Raw genomic sequence first — 19,170 nt, 5'->3', positions numbered from 1 at the left:
TACTGGCTACTACGGGCCCTGCGCGCCCGGCAGGGTTACTTGTTGGGGCCGAGCTCGATCGGCACGCCGACCAGCGAGCCGTACTCGGTCCACGAGCCGTCGTAGTTCTTGACGTTCTCCTGGCCCAGGAGCTCGTGCAGCACGAACCACGTGAGCGCGGAGCGCTCGCCGATGCGGCAGTAGGCGATGGTGTCCTTCGCCAGGTCGACCTGCTCGGCCTCGTAGAGGGCGGTCAGCTCGTCGTCCGACTTGAAGGTGCCGTCGTCGTTGGCGTTCTTCGACCACGGGATGTTGCGGGCGCTCGGCACGTGGCCGGGGCGCTGCGACTGCTCCTGCGGGAGGTGCGCCGGGGCGAGCAGCTTGCCGGAGAACTCGTCGGGCGAGCGGACGTCGACCAGGTTCAGGGAGCCGATCGCGGCCACGACGTCGTCGCGGAAGGCGCGGATCGAGGTGTCCTGGGCCTTGGCCTTGTACGTGGTGGCCGGGCGGTTCGGGACGTCCTTGCCGTCGACCAGGTCGCGGGAGTCGAGCTCCCACTTCTTGCGGCCGCCGTCGAGGAGCTTCACGTCCTGGTGGCCGTAGAGCTTGAAGTACCAGTAGGCGTAGGACGCGAACCAGTTGTTGTTGCCGCCGTAGAGGACGACGGTGTCGTCGTTGGAGATGCCCTTGGCGGAGAGGAGCTTCTCGAAGCCCTCCTGGTCCACGAAGTCACGGCGGACCGGGTCCTGGAGGTCGGTCTTCCAGTCGATCCGGACGGCGTTGGTGATGTGGTTCTTGTCGTAGGCGGACGTGTCCTCGTCCACCTCGACGATGACGACGTTGGCGTCGTTCAGGTGGGCCTCGACCCAGTCGGCGTCTACGAGGACGTCGCTGCGGCTCATGATGTTCTCCTCCGGGGCAGTGTGCGGCGGGGCTGTGCTGGTGCTGCTGCGGGGCTGGGCGGTGCGGTGGCGCGCCGTTCCGGGATGTCGCGCTCGGTCCCTGCGCGGGGAGGCGTCAGGGGCGGGAGGCGGGTGCGGTCACGCGGATGAAGGCCGTCGTTCCGGCCGGTGGAGCGGAAGGCTCACACCTCACATGGCGCGACAGAGCATGGCGGCGACGCGACACAGGTCTACTGCCCGCCGCTTCGTGAGGTCCGCCTGCTGATGCTTCATAGGCATGGATCGTAGGGACGAATCGGCCGCCCTGTCACCGGTGTGTCATATGTCGAGACAGGATCGTCCGGATGATGGGACGAGAAAGCCCCGGAGGCCTGCCTGGAGGCCTTCCGGGGCTCTTCGTACGGTCGTCCTATCTGCGGATCGGACCGCGCCGTCTCACGATCCGGCCAGGGACACGTCCGTACCGCTCAGGCTGAGGTGGACACCGGCTTCGTCCGAGGTCAGCGAGGAGAGGCCGAGCCCGGACGGCAGTCCGCCGTCGAGGCGGCGGTCGAAGTCGGTCCGCTTGCGGATCTCCCGCTCGATCCCGGGGAGGCCCTCGCCCGGGACCTCGTCCGCGCGCACCCGGACGATCTTGCCGCCCTTGCCGTCCTTCGCGTCGACGAGGGCGACGGTCGACACGACGTGCCGGGTGACGGACTTGCCGAGGAAGTCGAGCGTCGCGGTGACCTTCACCTTGCCCGGGGACCCGCCGTAGGTCAGCACCACGCCCTTGTCCGAGGCCTTGGTGAGGTCCTCGTACGAGATCAGCGCGCTGCCCTCGGCGCGCCGGGCGGTGCCGCCCGTGTAGTCGCCGTTCAGCTTCACCTCGCGAAAGCTCGCGTCGATCTGCGAGAGGCGCGTCTTGCGGCCGTCCGCGGTGGCCTCGACGCCGCTCAGCTTCAGGTTCACGCGGTCGAGCTCGTGGCTGAAGGCCTGGGTCAGGAAGGGGAAGCCCTCTATCTCCACCTCGGCGCTGCCCCCGGCCCCCTGCCGCGCCTGGATGCGGTCGGCGAGCTGGTTCTCGGCGTAGCCGACGGCCCAGCGGTCCGCCCCCACGAACAGGGCCCCCAGAACCACTCCGATGATCAAGACGACGCGCAGGAAACGCACGTGCCCTCCCCCTACTAGTCGGTACGTGCGTTCTAGTGGACCACGGCCGGCCGTGAGCCCGGTGTGAGGCCGCCGTCAGCGCCCGCGGATCAGCCCACCACCCGTCCGATCAGGTACACGGCGGGGGCGGCGACGGCCAGCGGCAGCGCGACCCCGGCCGTCATGTGGACGAACTTCGACGGGTAGTCGTACGCCGCCACCCGCAGGCCGACCAGGGCGCAGACCCCGGCGGCGAGACCGAGCAGCGCCCCGCCCGCCCCCAGGCCCGTGACGGTGCCGACCGCGATGCCCGCACCGGCCGCGGCGGCCAGCGAGACGCCGACGGAGGGCACGGTCGGCAGCGGCAGGGCCCGGGTGAAGACGGCGACCGCGACGGCCGCCGCACCCACGCTGACGGCCTTGCCGTCGGCCGCGAGGAAGCCCGCGCAGACGATCGCGAGGGCGGCGGAGGCCACCGAGGCCATCAGCCCGTACATCCGCTCGTCGGGGTCCGCGTGGCTGCGCAGCTGGAGGACCAGCGTCAGCAGCACCCAGGCGCCGAGGGTGCCGATGATCGCGCCGGGGCCGTACGTACTGTCCACGGCGAGTACCGCCGCGTCCGCGACGAGGGCTCCGAGGAAGGCGAGGGCGATGCCCTGACGGGCGGGCCACATGCCGTTCAGGCGGAACCAGCCGGCGGCGGTGAGGCCCTGGAGGGCGATCAGCGGGAGCAGCAGGGCGAAGTCCCCGAAGGCGGCGGCCACGGCCAGCAGCAGCCCGAGGGCGGCGGTCAGTATGGCCGGCTGCGGACCGGGGTCGATGATCGGCGAGCGGCCCTCGGCGCGGGCCTGGGCGGGGTCGACGGCGCGGATGGTGTTGCCGCCCAGGGTCGGGGGGGAGTACTCGGCGGCGGGCCCGGCCGCCGCCGGGGCGGGGGCGGCGGCGGGAACGGCAGCGGCAGCCGCCCCGGCGCCGTCGGGGCCGGGGTAGGGCGGCAGGTACGCCGTCTGCTCGGCGGCGTCCTCACGGACCGGCGGGAGGTACGCCGTCTGCTCGGCGGCACCCTCACGGACCGGCGGAAGGTACGCCGTCTGCTCGGCGGCGGGGTCGGGTGCGGCCGGCTGGGGCGGCAGGTACGCGGTGGACTCGGCGTCCCAGGCCTGCGGCAGGGGCTGCTGCGGCTGGAGGGGCTGCTGCGGCTGCTGCTGCGGGGTTTCCTCGCGGAACCACCCGTCCGGCGCCATCGGCTGCTGCTGCTGGGCGGCCTCCGGCCCGGGGTACGGCGGCAGGTACGCCGTCTGCTCGGCGGCGCCGGCGGAGGTGCCGGGGCTCACCGGCCACGGCTCCGCCTGCCCGCCCTGCGTACCCCACTGCTGCTGCGCCTGCTGCTGCACCTGCTGGGGCGCGGCCTCCTCGCGGAACCACCCGTCCGGCGCAATCGGCTGCTGCTGCGGCTGCTGTACGGCCTCCGGCCCCGGGTAGGGCGGCAGGTACGCCGTCTGCTCGGCAGGGGCGTCGGGCGCACCGGCGCCCGTGGGCCACCCGCCCTGCGCGCCCCACTCCTGCTGCTGCGGCTGCTGCGGCTGCGGCTGCGGCTGCTGCTGCTGCTGCTGCGGGGCGGCCTCCTCGCGGAACCACCCCTGCGGCGCGGCCGGCTGCCCGGGCACCGTGCCCAGCGGCGGCTGCACCGGCTGGTAGCTGGTGTCCCAGGTGTCGGCCTGCCAGGTCTGGGTCCCGTACGGGTCCTGCTGGTCATCGGCGGCCTGCTGCTGCCGGCGCTGTTCTTCCGGAGTGCTCATCGGTTCCCGTTCACCCGCCCGCGAAGGGCGGAAGCACCTCGACGGTGCCCCCTTCGGTCAGCAGCACGGCATCGTGGGGACGCTTGCCCACGGGCTCGTCGTTCACGAGGAAGGAGCAGCGCAGCAGGACCCGTGTCAGCTCTCCCGGGTGGCGTTCCCGCACGGCGTCGAGCGCCTCGGCCAGTGTGCGCGCCGAGTACGGCTCCTCCGCCGTCCCGGCCGCGGCCTTGGCCGCCGCCCAGTAGCGGATGGTTCCGGTTGCCACTGCAGCTCCTATCGTCGCCATCGTCGGCTCTCTACCGTCGGCCTCCATGATGACCCCTCCGGCCCTGCCCCCCGGCGTACCCCGACGCGCCCCGTGTGCGCCCCGGTACCCGTGCGGGGGTCCATCGATCCGGTGAAACCGGGGCATACGCTGGGGGAAGGCGTGTCGCGAACCACAGAACGGGGTGCGACGAGGCCTCGGCCGCGAAAGGGCCGGTGGGCTATTCTGGCGGCGTAGAGGATCCGGGCAACGTAGCCCCCGGGTCCTTTTGTGCTTTCAGCACGTTGAACGGACCGAGAACAGTGGTATCCATCCGGACCCCACGGGCGCGGGGGCCGGGCGGACGCCAGGCAGTAGTCGTACGAAGCAGTACCACGCACGTCCTCGACGGGACCGAGGAGGAACCGACGTGATGGACCAGCGAACCGTGCACGTGCACGACCACCCGAGCTGGGCAGGTGGTCGGGCATGAGCTCCCTCCTGCTGCTGACCAACGCCCTGCAGCCGTCGACCGAGGTGCTGCCCGCACTCGGCCTGCTGCTGCACAACGTCCGGGTCGCCCCCGCCGAGGGCCCCGCCCTGGTGGACACCCCCGGCGCCGACGTCATCCTCGTCGACGGCCGCCGCGACCTGCCGCAGGTGCGGTCGCTGTGCCAGCTGCTCCGCTCCACCGGACCGGGCTGTCCGCTGATCCTCGTCGTCACGGAGGGCGGCCTCGCGGCCGTCACCGCCGACTGGGGCATCGACGACGTCCTCCTCGACACCGCCGGTCCGGCCGAGGTCGAGGCGCGGCTGCGGCTGGCCACGGGCCGCCAGCAGCTGGGCTCGGACGACTCCCCGATGGAGATCCGCAACGGCGACCTGTCGGTCGACGAGGCGACGTACAGCGCGAAGCTGAAGGGCCGGGTCCTGGACCTGACCTTCAAGGAGTTCGAGCTCCTGAAGTACCTCGCCCAGCACCCGGGCCGGGTCTTCACCCGCGCACAGCTCCTCCAGGAGGTGTGGGGGTACGACTACTTCGGCGGCACCCGCACGGTCGACGTGCACGTACGGCGGCTGCGCGCCAAGCTGGGCCCCGAGCACGAGTCGCTGATCGGCACGGTACGCAACGTCGGCTACCGCTTCGTCACCCCGGAGAAGGTCGAGCGGGCGGCGGCGGAGGCGGCCTCGAAGGCCGCCGCGAAGCCCGCCGCCGCAGCGGAGTCCCCGGAGCCCGCCGACCTCCCCCGGATGGAGGAAGCACCTGTGAGCATCCACTCGGCCGGACGCCCTGCCCAGAGGTAGGTCACCCCGCGTAGACTTCCGCGCGTGGCCAAGGTGACGCGGGATGACGTGGCGCGACTTGCGGGTACCTCTACCGCCGTCGTGAGCTACGTCATCAACAACGGACCCCGGCCGGTTGCCCCGGCCACGCGCGAGCGTGTACTCGCCGCGATCAAGGACCTGGGCTACCGCCCGGACCGGGTCGCGCAGGCGATGGCGTCCCGGCGCACCGACCTCATAGGCATGATCGTCCCGGATGCCCGGCAGCCGTTCTTCGCGGAGATGGCGCACGCGGTCGAGCAGGCCGCCGCCGAGCGCGGAAAGATGGTGCTGGTCGGCAACTCCGACTACCGCGACGAGCGCGAGGTCCACTACCTGCGGGCGTTCCTCGGCATGCGGGTCTCCGGGCTGATCCTGGTCAGCCAGGGCATGAGCGAGCGCGCGGCCTCCGAGATCGAGGCGTGGGACGCCCGGATCGTGCTGCTGCACGAGCGCCCCGAGGCCATCGACGACGTCGCGGTGATCACCGACGACATCGGCGGCGCGCAGCTCGCCACCCGGCACCTGCTGGAGCACGGGCACCCGTACGTGGCCTGCATCGGCGGGGTCGAGAACACCCCGTCGGTCGGCGACCCGGTGGCCGACCACGTCGAGGGCTGGCGGCGGGCCATGCTGGAGGCCGGGCGTTCGGTGGAGGGGCGGCTCTTCGAGGCCCCGTACAACCGCTACGACGCGTACACCGTCGCCCTGGAGGTGCTGTCGGGGCCGGACCGCCCGCCGGCGATCTTCTGCGCCACCGACGACCAGGCCATCGGCGTCCTGCGGGCGGCCCGCGAACTGCGGATCGACGTTCCGGGGGAGCTGGCGGTCGCCGGCTTCGACGACGTGAAGGAGGCGGCGCTGACGGACCCGCCGCTGACCACGATCGCCTCGGACCGTCCCGCGATGGCCCGCGCCGCGGTGGACCTCGTCCTGGACGACGCCCTGCGCGTGGCGGGCTCCCGCCGCGAGCGCCTGAAGCAGTTCCCCTCGGCCCTGGTCATCCGCCGCTCCTGCGGCTGCCGCTGACGGCCCGTCCACCAGCCGGCCGGTCAGTCGCCGGCGAGGTACGGGCCGTCGCCCCGGCTGTGGGTGCACGAGCAGCGGCGCGGTCCGTCCGGGCCACTTCCTTATATCGGGCATACGAGGTTCTGCCGGGCTTCTCAGGCGGGGCTCAGGAAGCTCTCATGATCGGGCGGGACAGTCGGAGACATGACCGACAGCTTCCGCCGCGAAGGCGAGTACCCGCAGGAGAACCGCCCGGCCCAGGACCAGCCGTTCGGCGAGGACTGGCAGCGCGGACGTGACCGGCTGGCGCAGGACGCCGGGGCGGGGGGCTACCCGCCGCCGCCCGCGTACCCGCCGCCCGCCGCGCCCGGCTGGCACGAGGCGCACCGCCCGCCGGTCATCCAGGGCGAGACGGTCCCGCCCGCCACCACCTGGACCGCCCGCGAGGCGGCCCCCGAGGCCGGGCCCGCGCACGCCGCCCGCGCGAAGCGGCCGGTCGCGCTGCTGGCCGCCGTCGCCCTCGCGGCCGCCGTGATCGGCGGCGGGACGGCCACGGCCGTGCAGCAGTTCCTGGTCCACAACGGGGTCGCCTCCGGCGGGGTCAGCGCCTCCAACGTGTCGCAGTCCGGCACGGGCACCGTGAGCGGGGTCGCCGAGCAGGTCAGCCCGTCCGTCGTACGGATCGACACCCGCACCGGGTCGGGCCAGGGCACCGGCTCCGGCATCGTGATCACCGCCGACGGGGAGATCGTCACCAACAACCACGTCATCGACGGCGCCTCCGAGATCCAGGTGACGATGAGCGACGGCAAGAAGTACCCCGCCAAGATCGTCGGCACGGACCCCGACAAGGACCTCGCGCTGATCAGGCTCCAGGGCGCGAGCGGCCTGAGGCCCGCCTCGCTCGGCGACTCCGACCGGCTCAAGGTCGGCGACGAGGTCGTCGCGATCGGCTCCCCCGACCGCCTCACCGGCACCGTCACCAGCGGGATCGTCTCGGCGCTGGACCGCGAGGTGAACGTCCCGAAGTCGGAGCGGCAGCAGTCCCCGCAGCGCGGTCAGGGCGGCTGGCCGTTCTCGTACGACGGTCAGCAGTTCAACGGGAACACGGGCTCGGACACCACCTCGTACAAGGCCATCCAGACGGACGCCTCCCTGAACCCGGGCAACTCCGGCGGCGCGCTGGTCAACATGAACGGCGAGATCGTCGGCATGCCCTCCGCGATCTACTCCCCCTCCTCGGACAGTTCGAGCGCGGGCAGCGTCGGCCTGGGCTTCGCCATCCCCGTGAACACGATCAAGGCCGACCTCGACTCCCTCCGCAAGGGCGGCCCGGGCGGCACCGGCTCCGGCTCCGACAACAGCGGCAGCGGCAACGGCAACGGCAACGGCAGCGGCACCAACGGCTTCGGCACCTCCTTCTGAGCCGTGCACCGGCCGGCCCGTGCGACGCTGGGAAGCGCCGTCACCCACCACATCCCATGGCCGACCACCACCCCGAGGGGACCGAGATGAACGCCGCCGAAGGCGACCAGCAGCGCATCCTCGTCGTCGACGACGAACCGGCCGTACGCGAGGCCCTGCGCCGCAGCCTCGCCTTCGAGGGGTACGCCGCGCAGACCGCGGTGGACGGCCTCGACGCGCTCGACCGGGCCGCCTCCTACGCCCCCGACCTGATCGTCCTCGACATCCAGATGCCCCGGATGGACGGGCTGACGGCCGCCCGCAGGCTGCGCGCGTCCGGCAGCGTCACCCCGATCCTGATGCTCACCGCCCGCGACACCGTCGGCGACCGCGTCACCGGCCTCGACGCGGGCGCCGACGACTACCTGGTCAAGCCGTTCGAGCTGGACGAGCTGTTCGCCCGCGTCCGCGCCCTGCTGCGGCGCAGCGCGTACGCGGCGCCCCGGCCGGACGCGGACGGCCACGAGGACGCGCTGACCTTCGGGGACCTGCGCATGGACCTCGCGACCCGCGAGGTCACCCGGGGCGGGCGGGCGGTGGAGCTGACCCGTACCGAGTTCACGCTGCTGGAGATGTTCCTCGCGCACCCGCGCCAGGTCCTGACCCGCGAGCAGATCCTCAAGACCGTCTGGGGCTTCGACTTCGAGCCCAGCTCCAACTCCCTGGACGTGTACGTGATGTACCTGCGCCGCAAGACCGAGGCGGGCGGCGAGCCCCGTCTGGTGCACACCGTGCGCGGGGTGGGGTACGTGCTGCGCCAGGGCGACGGCGGTCCGGAGTGACGCCGGCCGCCAGATTCCGCGCGCTGCCGCTGCGTTCACGGATCGCGCTGCTGGTCACGGTCGCGGTGGCGGTCGCCGTCGCGGCCGTCGCCGGCGTGTCCTGGGTGATGGTGAAGGCGCAGCTCAGCGATCAGCTCGACCGCTCCCTGATGGCGACGGACGTGAGCGCCGAGGTGGCCCGGACGCTGCGGGAGGGCTGCATGACGCGGGTGCCGCAGCCGAACCAGCAGGTCGCCGGGAACCTGGGCGCGACCGTGCAGCTCGTCCTGGCCGACGGCACCCACTGCTGGGTGAGCGGGCGCACCAGCCTGCCCGTGACGGGCACCGACCAGGAGATCGCCTCGGGCGAGGGCACCCGCAAGAGCGCCCTGCACGACGTGACGACCGACGACGGCATCGACATGCGGGTCCTGACGCGCCAGTTGCAGACCCCCTCGACCGGCCAGTTCTTCGCGATCTCCATCGCGAAGCCGCACTCGGACGTCGACGAGCCGATGTCGACGCTGGCCTGGATCCTGCTGGTGGTGTCGGGCATCGGCATCTTCGGGGCGGGTGCGGCCGGGCTGTGGGTGGCCCGTACGGGGCTGCGGCCGGTGGACGAGCTGACCGGCGCCGTCGAGCACATCGCCCGGACCGAGGACCTCACCGTGCGGATCCCCGACGAGGGCGACGACGAGATCGCCCGTCTGTCGCGGTCCTTCAACTCGATGACGGCGGCGCTGGCCTCCTCCCAGGAGCGGCAGGCCCAGCTGATCGCCGACGCCGGGCACGAACTGCGCACCCCGCTCACCTCGCTGCGGACGAACATCGAACTGCTGGCCCGCAGCGAGGACACGGGCCGGGCCATTCCGCCGGAGGACCGCCGGGAACTGCTGGCCTCGGTGAAGGCGCAGATGACGGAGCTGGCCTCGCTGATCGGGGACCTCCAGGAGCTGTCCCGTCCGGACGCCGCCCCGCACGGCCCGCTCGGGGTGGTGGCCCTGCACGAGATCGCGGGGACGGCCCTGTCGCGGGCCCGGCTGCGCGGTCCGGAGCTGCGGTTCGGCTCGGACCTGGAGCCCTGGTACGTACGGGGCGAGGCGGCCGCGCTGGAGCGTGCGGTGGTCAACGTGCTGGACAACGCGGTGAAGTTCAGCCCGCCGGGCGGCGCCGTCGACGTGACGCTGCACGCGGGCGAGCTGACGGTACGGGACCACGGGCCGGGCATCCCGGCGGAGGACCTGCCGTACGTCTTCGAGCGGTTCTGGCGTTCCCCGTCGGCCCGCGCCCTGCCCGGCAGCGGTCTGGGCCTGTCGATCGTGGCCCGTACGGTCCAGCGGGCGGGCGGCACCGCCGCGCTGCGGGCGGCGGCCGACGGCGGCCCCGGTACGGAGGCGGTGCTCCGCGTCCCGGGGGCGCCGACGCCACCGCCGGCCGGGCCGTCAGTTGTGCCGGATCAGTGATTCGACCAGGCCGGAGCGGGTGTTCGGGAAGTCCAGCGGGACGATCCCGAGCCCGGTCCGGCCGGCCAGTTCGCCGCCGTCGACGAAGGCGTGGACCTGCGGGTTGAGCCGGTCGGAGTTCCAGCGCGGCGGCATGTACGCCGAGGTGCTGACGTAGTTCACGAACAGCTTGCCGGGCTGTTGCACGGCCCGCCGGAAGTGGTTCTCGATCTTGCCGCGCTTGGCGAAGGGCTCGGCGTTCCAGTCGTCCTGGACGTCGAAGACGTTGCCGTCGGCGTACCGCAGGCCGGGCAGTCCGCCGTTGTCGGCGAGGAGCACCACCTTGCCGCGGGCCGCGCCCAGCGAGGCGGGCAGCGCGTCGGCGATGCGGAACAGCGGCCGCCAGCCCCGGTTGTCGAGGTAGTCGTCGAAGACCGCGCGGAAGGTGGCGTCGCTGTCGCCGGAGTACTCCTGCTTGACCCGCATCAGGACGGTTTCGGAGGGGTGGGCGGCGAGGAAGTTCCAGCAGGCCACGAGCACGTCGCCGAACATCAGGTCCTGGAAGAACGATCCGTGGTGGATGGCGAACGATCCGCCCGTGACCCGGCAGCGGACGTCGAGGAAGCGGATGCCGGCGTCGAGCTGCTGGGCGATGGAGGTGTTCTGGCAGGCGACGTACAGCCCGCCCTTGCGGGCGCCGGAATCGTGGGTGCCGGGGATGGTCATCCGCTGGAGCGGGGTGGAGTCGGCGAGGCCGGCCATCCAGTCCTGGGTGCCGAGGGCGCGGGCGGAGGCCGGGGCCGCCGTCCCGAACCCCACGGCGGCCGCCGCCGCCAGTGCCCCCGCCCCGGTCAGAAACGTCCGCCGGTCCAGTGCCACGCCCATGTCCGCCCCTTTGCCGACCCAGTGATGGGACGGGATTATGGCGTGCCGGACCCGCCTTTACTACCCGTCGGTAGAGACGGGTTGGTCGAGCAACTCGGCCATCCTGCGCAGGCCTTGGGCCAGAGCGTGCCCGTCGGGCGCGTGCTCCGGGTCCGTCAGGGCCTGCACCATCACCCCGCTCAGCAGCGCGAGGTGCACCGACCCGAGACCGCGTACGTCCTCCTCCGCGACCGCCTCCTCGGGCACCCCGGCCAGCTGCGCCGCCACCATGCGCCGGGAGCGGCGCTGGCCCTCGGCGAGCGCCGCGAGCAGCTCGGGCGAGGACTGGGCGTGGACGAAGGCCTCGACGTTGGCGATCCACAGCCAGCGCATCTCGCCGAAGTCCCGGATCTTGCGGTCCCAGGTGTCGGCGTACCGCTCCTCGGTGGTGTCGCCCTGGCCGGTGAGCCGGCCCGAGCCGGCGGCCCAGTCGTCCATGGCGGCGAAGAGCGCCTGGTTGAGGAGGGCCTCCCGCGAGCCGTAGTGGTAGCCGATCGCCGCCATGCTCACCTGCGCGGCCGCGGCGATGTCGCGCACGGTCGTGCGCAGGTAGCCCTTCTCCTCCAGGCAGCGCCGCGCTCCGGCCAGCAGGTCCTCGCGATTTCCCATGGCGGGATCGTAGCCGCGCCGGTTTTGGGCAAGCGCCCTACACGATCGTATTGCGCGCACGCCCAAGTCCTGGCAGGCTGCGTCCATCGGATGATCCACCGGCACACGGAAGGCACCGGACATGCGCCACGAGCTGAAGATCGACGACCGCACCCTCTCCTACCTGGACTTCGGCGGCCCGGGCCGCCCGCTGCTCGCCCTCCACGGGGGCCTGTCCGAAGGAGTCGCGTTCAAGGCCCTCGCCCGGGAGCTCGGCGACCACTGGCGGGTCATCGCCCCCGACCAGCGCGGCCATGGCGACTCCGGCAGGGCCACCGCCTACGACCGCGAGGGGTACGTCTCCGACGCCGTGGCCCTGCTGGACCACCTCGGCCTCCACGAGCCCGTGGCCCTCCTCGGCTACTCCCTCGGCGGGCTCAACGCCTACCACCTGGCCGCCCGCCACCCGGAGCGGATCGGCGCCCTCATCGGCGTGGACTGCGCCGTCGAGGTCCAGCCCGGGGAGTCCGAGTGGTTCGCCTTCCTCCGCGGCCTGCCGTACACCGCGCCCACCACGGGGGAACTGCTGGCCGCGGCCGGCCCGGTGGGCGGCCAGATCGTCGGCGCCGCGCTGCGCCGGCTCCCCGACGGCGCCGGCTGGCGGATGCCGTTCCACCCGCAGGACATGCTCGACTCGATCGAAGGCTGCCGCGGCGACCACTGGGACGCCTGGCTCGGCAGCAGCTGCCCGGCCCTCCTCGTCCACGGCACGGACAGCCACGCCCTGCCCCGGGAGCAGGCCGACGCGATGGTGGCCCGGCGGCCCGGGACCTCGTACGCCCCGCTGGACGGGGACCACTTCGTGCCGTTCCGCAACCCGCGGGGCTTCCACCGGGCCGTCTCGGAGTTCCTCGCCACCCTCTGAGGAACCGGACACCGCTCCCGGGAAACGCCGGAGGGGCGGCGGACCTGGGGCCCACCGCCCCTCGTGGGCGTACCGCGTACGGGAGTTACTTGACGACGGTGATCCGGTTCGCCGCCGGCGGGGCGATCGGAGCCGACTCCGAGGAGTTGTTCGCCAGGTAGGCGTTGAAGCAGTCCAGGTCGGACGCGCCCACCAGCTTGTTCTTGTGCTCCTTCAGGACGGTGAAGCCGTCACCGCCGCCCGCGAGGAACTCGTTCATCGCGACCCGGTAGGTACGGGCCGGGTCGATGGCCGCGCCGTTCAGCTTCACCGAGTCCGCGACGATGCGGTCCGCGCCCGTCTTCGTCATGTCGAGGGTGTACGTGAAGCCCTTCGACACCTGGAGGATCTTCGGGTTCGGGCCGTTGACCGGGCCGGTGACCTGCTGCTGGAGCGCGGTCACGAGCTGCGCGCCGGTCAGGTCGACCACGTTCATCATGTTGGTGAACGGCTGGACCGTGAAGGCCTCCCCGTACGTCACCACTCCGTCGCCCTCGGCCCCGGAGGCCTTGTAGGCGAGGTCGGAGCGGATGCCGCCCGGGTTCATGATCGCCAGCTCCGCGCCGCCCTTGTCGGCGGGGGCCAGCGCCTCCAGCTGCGCGTCGGCGATGAGGTCACCGAGCGGCTTCTCGAACTCCGGCGAGCCGCGGCCCGGGATGTCCGCCGAGATGAAGCCCTGCGGGCGGTCGGCGACCGGGGCGGCCAGCGCGTTCCAGCGCTGGATCAGCTCGGTCATGTCCGCGGCCTTGGGCTGCTCCCGGGTGACGACCTTGTTGACCGGCTTGGGCGCCTTGACCGGCGTACGGACGATGTCCTTGGTCTGCCGGTCGTAGGTCAGCGTGGTGTCCGTGTACAGGCGGCCGAGCGAGGCGGCCGAGGTGACCGTACGCGGGTTGCCCGCCGGGTCGGGGATGTTGCAGCTGTAGGCCTGGTGCGTGTGGCCGGTCACCAGCGCGTCGACCTTCGCGTCGACGTTCTTGGCGATGTCGACGATGGCCCCGGAGATGCCGGCGCCGGCGCCCGGGACGTCGCAGTCGTAGTTGTACGCGCCGTTCGCGGGCAGCCCGCCCTCGTGGATCAGCGCGACGATCGACTTCACGCCCTGCTTGTTCAGCTCCGCGGCGTACTTGTTGATCGTCTCGACCTCGTCGCCGAACTTGAGGCCCTTGACGCCCTCGGCGGTGACGACGTCCGGCGTGCCCTCCAGGGTGACGCCGATGAAGCCGATCTTCACGTCCCCCTTCTTCCAGATGAAGGTGGGCGACATCATCGGACGCTTGGTCTTCTCGTCCGTCACGTTGGCCGCGAGGTACTGGAATTCCGCTCCGGTGAACGTCTTGCCGTACTCGAAGCAGCCTTCGACCGGGTGGCAGCCGCCGTACGCCATGCGGCGCAGCTCGGTGCGGCCCTCGTCGAACTCGTGGTTGCCGACGCTGGACACGTCCAGGCCGAGCTTGTTCAGCGCCTCGACGCTCGGCTCGTCGTGGAAGAGACCGGACAGCATCGGGCTGCCGCCGATCATGTCGCCGGCCGCGGCCGTGACGGAGTACTCGTGGCCCTTGCGGGCCTCGCGCAGGCTGGTCGCCAGGTACTCGACACCGCCCGCCGGTATTGCCTTGGTGGTGCCGTCTGCCTGGCGTTCGCTCACCGTGCCCGAGGAGCCCTGCGGGGGCTCCAGCGTGCCGTGGAAGTCGTTGAACGACAGCATCTGTACGTCGACGGTCCGGCTCTGGGCCGTACCGCCACCACTCGCGGCTCCGGCCGGCAGTGCGGCGGCGACCATGGCTCCGGCACCGGCCGTCAGGGCGAGTGCGGTGAAGGTCAACCGGCGGGCCGTGCGGGGCCGTTGTGGCGTCGCTGACATTTAGTCCCCTTTGTGGACAGCGAGACAAGTTGGGAGGTCCGCCGCAGCTTATTGTCAACGCGCGTAGCACGACAGGGGGTATCGGGTTGCGAGCTGGTTACGCGGCGGCGTTGCGGGGCCGGTGGGGCCCGCGGGGCACGGAACCGCGGGCGGCGGTCGTAGGCTCGGGGCATGACTGACGCAGCAGCGGCCCTGGAGCCCGGACGGCAGATTCAGACCCTCGACGAGCTGACGGAGGAACAGGCCGCCTCCGTCCTGGAGCTCATCGCGGAAGCGGCCCGCACCGACGGCACCACCGCGGTGTCCGAGCAGGGGCGGCTCCAGCTGCGCGGCGGACCGCGCGAGGGCATCCGGCACTTCCTCCTGAGCGACGGCACCCGGCTCGCCGGATACGGGCAACTGGAGGACACCGACCCGGTGGAGGCCCCCGCCGCCGAGCTCGTCGTGCACCCCGCGCTGCGCGGGCGCGGCCACGGCCGGGCGCTGGGCTCGGCCCTCCTGAACGCCTCCGGCAAGCGGATCCGGGTGTGGGCCCACGGCGGCAAGTCCGCCGCCCGGCACCTCGCGCAGGTGCTCGGCCTGACCCTCTTCCGCGAGCTGCGCCAGCTGCGCCGCCCCCTCGCCGACGGCGACCCGCTGCCCGAGCCGGCCCTGCCGGCCGGCGTGAGCGTACGGACCTTCGTACCCGGCCAGGACGACGCGGCGTGGCTCGCGGCGAACGCGGCGGCCTTCGCCCACCACCCGGAGCAGGGCTCGCTGACGCAGCGGGACCTGAACGACCGGATCGCGCAGCCGTGGTTCGACGCGAAGGGCTTCTTCCTCGCGGAGCGCGACGGCGAGCTGGTCGGCTTCCACTGGACGAAGGTCCACGGGGCGGAGCGGCTCGGCGAGGTCTACGTGGTCGGCGTCAAGCCGGGCGCCCAGGGCGGCGGCCTCGGCAAGGCCCTGACGGCGATCGGTCTGCGGCACCTGGCGGCGTCGGGCCTGCCGACGGCGATGCTCTACGTGGACGCCGACAACCCGGCGGCCCTGGCCGTGTACGAGGGCCTCGGCTTCACCACCCACGAGGTCGACCTGATGTACCGCACCGAAAGCTGACGGGCCGGTCACGCTCCGCGCCGGGGGAACGGCTCCGCGCGTCCGTGGAAAACGCAGAGAACGCGGAGAACGCACGTTTTCCACGACGTACGGGCCCGTGAGCCCGGCCGGAAGCGCCCCGGAGACGAAGGAAGCCCCAGGAAAGCCCAGAAGCCATACGCCATTAACCGGGCATTCAGAAGCGCTTGCCAGTCTCCGGTCATGCAGCCCCGACTCCGACTGACAGCCGATGCTTCCGACGCGCCTGTCCTGCCTCGTGCGCGGAAGAATGGAGGCATGAGCCAGAAGCCCAGCGCAGGTCCCACCGAGGTCCCCGCCCAGCACCCGTCTCACCCGTCCGGAAACTCCGCGGCAGCGGTCAAGGCGCGGCTGGGCTCCATAGCCGCCCACCGCCCGCACGGCGGCCTGGATCCGGACCTCGACGCGGATCTGGACGCGTACGAGGACAAGGACGAGACGGGCGAGCTGCCCGCGAACCGGTTCCTGGACCGGGAGCGCAGCTGGCTGGCCTTCAACGAGCGGGTCCTGGAGCTCGCGGAGGATCCGAACACCCCGCTGCTGGAGCGCGCGAACTTCCTGGCGATCTTCGCGAGCAACCTCGACGAGTTCTTCATGGTCCGCGTCGCGGGCCTGAAGCGGCGCATCGCGACGGGCGTCGCCACCCGTTCGGCCTCAGGCCTGCAGCCGCGTGAGGTGCTGGACCTGATCTGGACGCGTTCGCGCGAGCTCATGGCCCGGCACGCCGCCTGCTACCAGCAGGACATCGCCCCGCAGCTGGCGGAGGAGGGGATCCACCTCATCCGGTGGCCGGACCTCACCGAGAAGGAGCAGGCCCGCCTCTTCACGCTGTTCCGCAACCAGATCTTCCCGGTGCTGACGCCGCTGGCCGTGGACCCCGCGCACCCCTTCCCGTACATCTCCGGCCTCTCGCTGAACCTGGCCGTCGTCGTCCGGAACCCGGTCAGCGGCCACCGCCACTTCGCCCGGGTCAAGGTCCCGCCGCTCCTCTCGCGGTTCCTGGAGGCCTCCCCGCAGCGCTACGTCCCGCTGGAGGACGTCATCGCCGCGCACCTGGAGGAGCTGTTCCCCGGCATGGAGGTGCTCGCGCACCACATGTTCCGGGTGACCCGCAACGAGGACCTGGAGGTCGAGGAGGACGACGCGGAGAACCTCCTCCAGGCGCTGGAGAAGGAGCTCATGCGGCGCCGCTTCGGCCCGCCGGTGCGCCTGGAGGTCGAGGAGTCCATCGACCCCGGCGTCCTGGACCTGCTCGTGCAGGAGCTGAAGGTGTCCGCTGCCGAGGTGTACCCGCTGCCCGGGCCGCTGGACCTGACCGCCCTGTTCGGGATCTCCTCCCTGGACCGGCCGGAGCTCAAGTACCCGAAGTTCGTCGCGGGCACGCACCGTGACCTGGCCGAGGTGGAGTCGGCGTCCGCACCGGACATCTTCGCCGCGCTGCGCGAGCGGGACGTCCTGCTGCACCATCCGTACGACTCGTTCTCCACGTCCGTGCAGGCCTTCCTGGAGCAGGCCGCCGGCGACCCGGACGTCCTCGCGATCAAGCAGACGCTGTACCGGACCTCGGGCGACTCGCCGATCGTCGACGCCCTGATCGACGCGGCCGAGTCCGGCAAGCAGGTCCTCGTACTCGTCGAGATCAAGGCCCGGTTCGACGAGCAGGCCAACATCAAGTGGGCGCGCAAGCTGGAGGAGTCCGGCTGCCACGTCGTCTACGGCCTGGTGGGGCTCAAGACGCACTGCAAGCTCTCCCTCGTGGTCCGCCAGGAGGGCGACACCCTGCGCCGCTACTCGCACGTGGGCACCGGCAACTACCACCCGAAGACCGCCCGGCTCTACGAGGACCTCGGCCTGCTCACCGCCGACCCGCAGGTCGGCGCGGACCTCTCCGACCTCTTCAACCGACTGTCGGGGTACTCGCGCCGCGAGACCTACCGCCGGCTGCTGACCGCCCCGAAGTCCCTGCGCGACGGACTGATCTCGCGCATCGACAAGGAGGCCGACCACCACCGGGCCGGCCGGCCCGCGTACGTCCGGCTGAAGATGAACTCGATCGTCGACGAGGCCCTGATCGACTCCCTGTACCGGGCCGCCCAGGCGGGCGTCCCCGTCGACATCTGGGTGCGCGGCATCTGCGCCGTGCGGCCCGGCGTCCCGGGGCTGTCGGAGAACATCCGGGTCCGCTCGATCCTCGGCCGCTTCCTGGAGCACTCCCGGGTCTTCGCCTTCGGCAACGGCGGCGAACCGGAGGTGTGGATCGGCAGCGCCGACATGATGCACCGCAACCTCGACCGCCGCATCGAGGCACTGGTGAGGGTCACCGACCCCGCCCACCGCGCGGCACTGGACCGGATGCTGGAGACCGGCATGTCCGACGCCACGTCCTCATGGCACCTGGGTCCGGACGGCGAGTGGACCCGGCACAGCACGGATGCCGAGGGCCAGCCGCTGCGGCACGTTCAGGAGATGCTCATAGACGCCCGGAGGCGCCGGCGTGGCTCAGCCAAACCATGACCCGACCGCAGGTGACGTACTCGCCCCGTACCTGCGCTCCCAGGCCACCGCGTTCCTGCGCGCGCTGCGCCTGCACGACGAGAGCACCGGGAGCGGGGCGGACACCCCGGACAGCGGGGAGGCGGCGCGCGGCCTGCGGGGGGCGGCGCGCCGCATCGCCGGCTCCCTGAGCACGTTCCGGGTGGTGACCGAGTCGGGCTGGGCCGACGGGCTGCGCACCGAGCTGGTGTGGCTGTCCTCGACGCTCGCGGACGAACACGCCTACGCCGCCCGGCTGTCCCGGCTGATGGAGGCCCTGCAACGGCTCTCGGCGGCACCCGAGGTACCGGCGCCGCGGGGCGGCACGGGCTCGTCGGGGGCGCTGACGGTGGGATCGGCGCGCGCGGGCGCACTGCTGGAGCGACAGCTCACGCTGGCGCGGACCCGCGCCCATTCCACCACCCTCCAGGCACTCGGTTCGTCCCGCTTCCACGCGGTGGCCGACGCCGTGGCGGTGCTCGCCTCGGAGGTCCCGCTGGATCCCGTGGCGGCCCGCGGACCGGTGGCGGAGGTACTGGTCCCGCTGGCCGCGGTCACGGAGGGCCGGCTCGCCACCGCCGTCGCCGCCCTGCCCGCCACCGGGGACACCCCGTACTCGGCGCACGAGGACGGCGCCTGGCACGAGGTGCGCCGCCTGCTGCGGGTCCACCGGTACGCGCGGGAGACCCTCGGTGAGGACGTCGTCCGGCTGGCGGCCGCGGGCCGGGCCCTGGACCGGCACCGCGACGCCTCCGACGCGGCCACCGCCTCGGCGGCCGCCGCCCGCACCCCGAGGATCGCCCCGGCGACGGCGTACGCCCTGGGCGTCCTGCACGCCGACCAGCGCCACGCCGCCCTGGCCGCCCGCCGCGCCTTCCACACCATCTGGCACCCCCTGCCGGCGTAGGGCGCGTCCTCGGTACGCGCGCCCCTTGCGACGGCACGCCCACGACGCCGCCCTGCCCCCGGCGCCCCCGCGCCGGCGCCCGGACCAGGAGACCCCGGCCGGCGGGCGGCCGGGGTCTCGCCCGTTCCCGACCTGCGCGACCGGCGGGCCGGGGCGGCCGAACGTACCCTGGTGCCCAGGTGAAGACGCCCTGGACGGGCCCCGCCCGGCGCCCTTCGGCAG

The 19,170-nt window shown here is 72.6% G+C and carries 17 protein-coding genes; 9 read left to right on the top strand and 8 right to left on the bottom strand.

Annotation, left to right across the window (positions count from 1 at the left end):
• Nucleotides 1-35: 35 nt before the first annotated feature.
• The 5 genes from AC07B0_RS22375 to AC07B0_RS22355 form a co-directional block, all read right to left on the bottom strand.
• Nucleotides 36-881: a sulfurtransferase gene (locus AC07B0_RS22375; protein WP_356881974.1), complete on the bottom strand. Its 846-nt coding sequence runs from the start codon at nt 879-881 to the stop codon at nt 36-38.
• A gap of 189 nt (nt 882-1,070) precedes the next feature.
• Nucleotides 1,071-1,154 (bottom strand): putative leader peptide, encoded by an 84-nt coding sequence (locus AC07B0_RS22370; RefSeq protein WP_467296631.1) that lies wholly within the window; start codon nt 1,152-1,154, stop codon nt 1,071-1,073.
• 162 nt (nt 1,155-1,316) lie between these two features.
• Nucleotides 1,317-2,033 carry an LmeA family phospholipid-binding protein gene (locus AC07B0_RS22365; protein ID WP_478898783.1) on the bottom strand — a complete coding sequence of 239 codons (717 nt, stop codon included), beginning with the start codon at nt 2,031-2,033 and terminating at the stop codon, nt 1,317-1,319.
• Nucleotides 2,034-2,122: 89 nt separating this feature from the next.
• Complete coding sequence (locus AC07B0_RS22360) at nt 2,123-3,811, bottom strand: hypothetical protein (RefSeq protein WP_478898782.1); 1,689 nt, start codon at nt 3,809-3,811, stop codon at nt 2,123-2,125.
• A 10-nt stretch (nt 3,812-3,821) separates the two neighbouring features.
• A complete protein-coding gene (locus tag AC07B0_RS22355) occupies nt 3,822-4,076 on the bottom strand; it encodes a MoaD/ThiS family protein (RefSeq protein ID WP_356881980.1) in 255 nt (84 codons plus the stop codon).
• Between the two features lie 468 nt (nt 4,077-4,544).
• On the opposite strand from AC07B0_RS22355, the gene AC07B0_RS22350 reads away from it, so the two are divergent.
• The 5 genes from AC07B0_RS22350 to AC07B0_RS22330 all read left to right on the top strand — a co-directional run bounded on the left by AC07B0_RS22350 (nt 4,545) and on the right by AC07B0_RS22330 (nt 10,074).
• Nucleotides 4,545-5,360, top strand: coding sequence for a response regulator transcription factor (locus tag AC07B0_RS22350; protein ID WP_356881982.1), 816 nt, complete (start codon nt 4,545-4,547; stop codon nt 5,358-5,360).
• Between the two features lie 24 nt (nt 5,361-5,384).
• Nucleotides 5,385-6,407 carry a LacI family DNA-binding transcriptional regulator gene (locus AC07B0_RS22345; RefSeq protein ID WP_356881984.1) on the top strand — a complete coding sequence of 341 codons (1,023 nt, stop codon included), beginning with the start codon at nt 5,385-5,387 and terminating at the stop codon, nt 6,405-6,407.
• A gap of 183 nt (nt 6,408-6,590) precedes the next feature.
• Nucleotides 6,591-7,811, top strand: coding sequence for a S1C family serine protease (locus AC07B0_RS22340; protein WP_478898781.1), 1,221 nt, complete (start codon nt 6,591-6,593; stop codon nt 7,809-7,811).
• Between the two features lie 86 nt (nt 7,812-7,897).
• Nucleotides 7,898-8,632: a response regulator transcription factor gene (locus tag AC07B0_RS22335; protein ID WP_356882049.1), complete on the top strand. Its 735-nt coding sequence runs from the start codon at nt 7,898-7,900 to the stop codon at nt 8,630-8,632.
• Complete coding sequence (locus AC07B0_RS22330) at nt 8,629-10,074, top strand: sensor histidine kinase (RefSeq protein ID WP_356881988.1); 1,446 nt, start codon at nt 8,629-8,631, stop codon at nt 10,072-10,074. The genes AC07B0_RS22335 and AC07B0_RS22330 overlap by 4 nt, the downstream gene beginning before the upstream one ends.
• Here the strand turns inward: AC07B0_RS22330 and AC07B0_RS22325 are convergent.
• Complete coding sequence (locus tag AC07B0_RS22325; protein WP_478866566.1) at nt 10,054-10,938, bottom strand: phosphatidylinositol-specific phospholipase C; 885 nt, start codon at nt 10,936-10,938, stop codon at nt 10,054-10,056. The two genes, AC07B0_RS22330 and AC07B0_RS22325, sit on opposite strands and share 21 nt — an antisense overlap.
• A gap of 60 nt (nt 10,939-10,998) precedes the next feature.
• Nucleotides 10,999-11,586, bottom strand: coding sequence for a TetR family transcriptional regulator (locus tag AC07B0_RS22320; RefSeq protein WP_478898780.1), 588 nt, complete (start codon nt 11,584-11,586; stop codon nt 10,999-11,001).
• A 121-nt stretch (nt 11,587-11,707) separates the two neighbouring features.
• On the opposite strand from AC07B0_RS22320, the gene AC07B0_RS22315 reads away from it, so the two are divergent.
• The gene (locus tag AC07B0_RS22315; RefSeq protein ID WP_469384615.1) at nt 11,708-12,490 is read left to right on the top strand and encodes an alpha/beta fold hydrolase; all 783 of its coding nucleotides are present in this window, start codon (nt 11,708-11,710) and stop codon (nt 12,488-12,490) included.
• An 85-nt stretch (nt 12,491-12,575) separates the two neighbouring features.
• Here the strand turns inward: AC07B0_RS22315 and AC07B0_RS22310 are convergent, their stop codons facing one another.
• A complete protein-coding gene (locus tag AC07B0_RS22310; RefSeq protein WP_356881996.1) occupies nt 12,576-14,393 on the bottom strand; it encodes a bifunctional metallophosphatase/5'-nucleotidase in 1,818 nt (605 codons plus the stop codon).
• A gap of 171 nt (nt 14,394-14,564) precedes the next feature.
• On the opposite strand from AC07B0_RS22310, the gene mshD reads away from it, so the two are divergent.
• The 3 genes from mshD (at nt 14,565) to AC07B0_RS22295 (ending at nt 18,948) form a co-directional block, all read left to right on the top strand.
• On the top strand, nt 14,565-15,491 hold the full coding sequence (gene mshD, locus AC07B0_RS22305; protein ID WP_467296397.1) for a mycothiol synthase: 927 nt from the start codon (nt 14,565-14,567) through the stop codon (nt 15,489-15,491).
• A 276-nt stretch (nt 15,492-15,767) separates the two neighbouring features.
• Nucleotides 15,768-18,023 (top strand): RNA degradosome polyphosphate kinase, encoded by a 2,256-nt coding sequence (locus AC07B0_RS22300; protein ID WP_356882000.1) that lies wholly within the window; start codon nt 15,768-15,770, stop codon nt 18,021-18,023.
• Nucleotides 18,004-18,948 (top strand): CHAD domain-containing protein, encoded by a 945-nt coding sequence (locus AC07B0_RS22295; RefSeq protein ID WP_478898779.1) that lies wholly within the window; start codon nt 18,004-18,006, stop codon nt 18,946-18,948. The genes AC07B0_RS22300 and AC07B0_RS22295 overlap by 20 nt, the downstream gene beginning before the upstream one ends.
• The last annotated feature ends 222 nt before the right edge of the window (nt 18,949-19,170 follow it).

The organism is Streptomyces sp. NPDC044704 (assembly GCF_056433525.1).
This window is presented reverse-complemented; position numbering and strand designations above follow the sequence as displayed.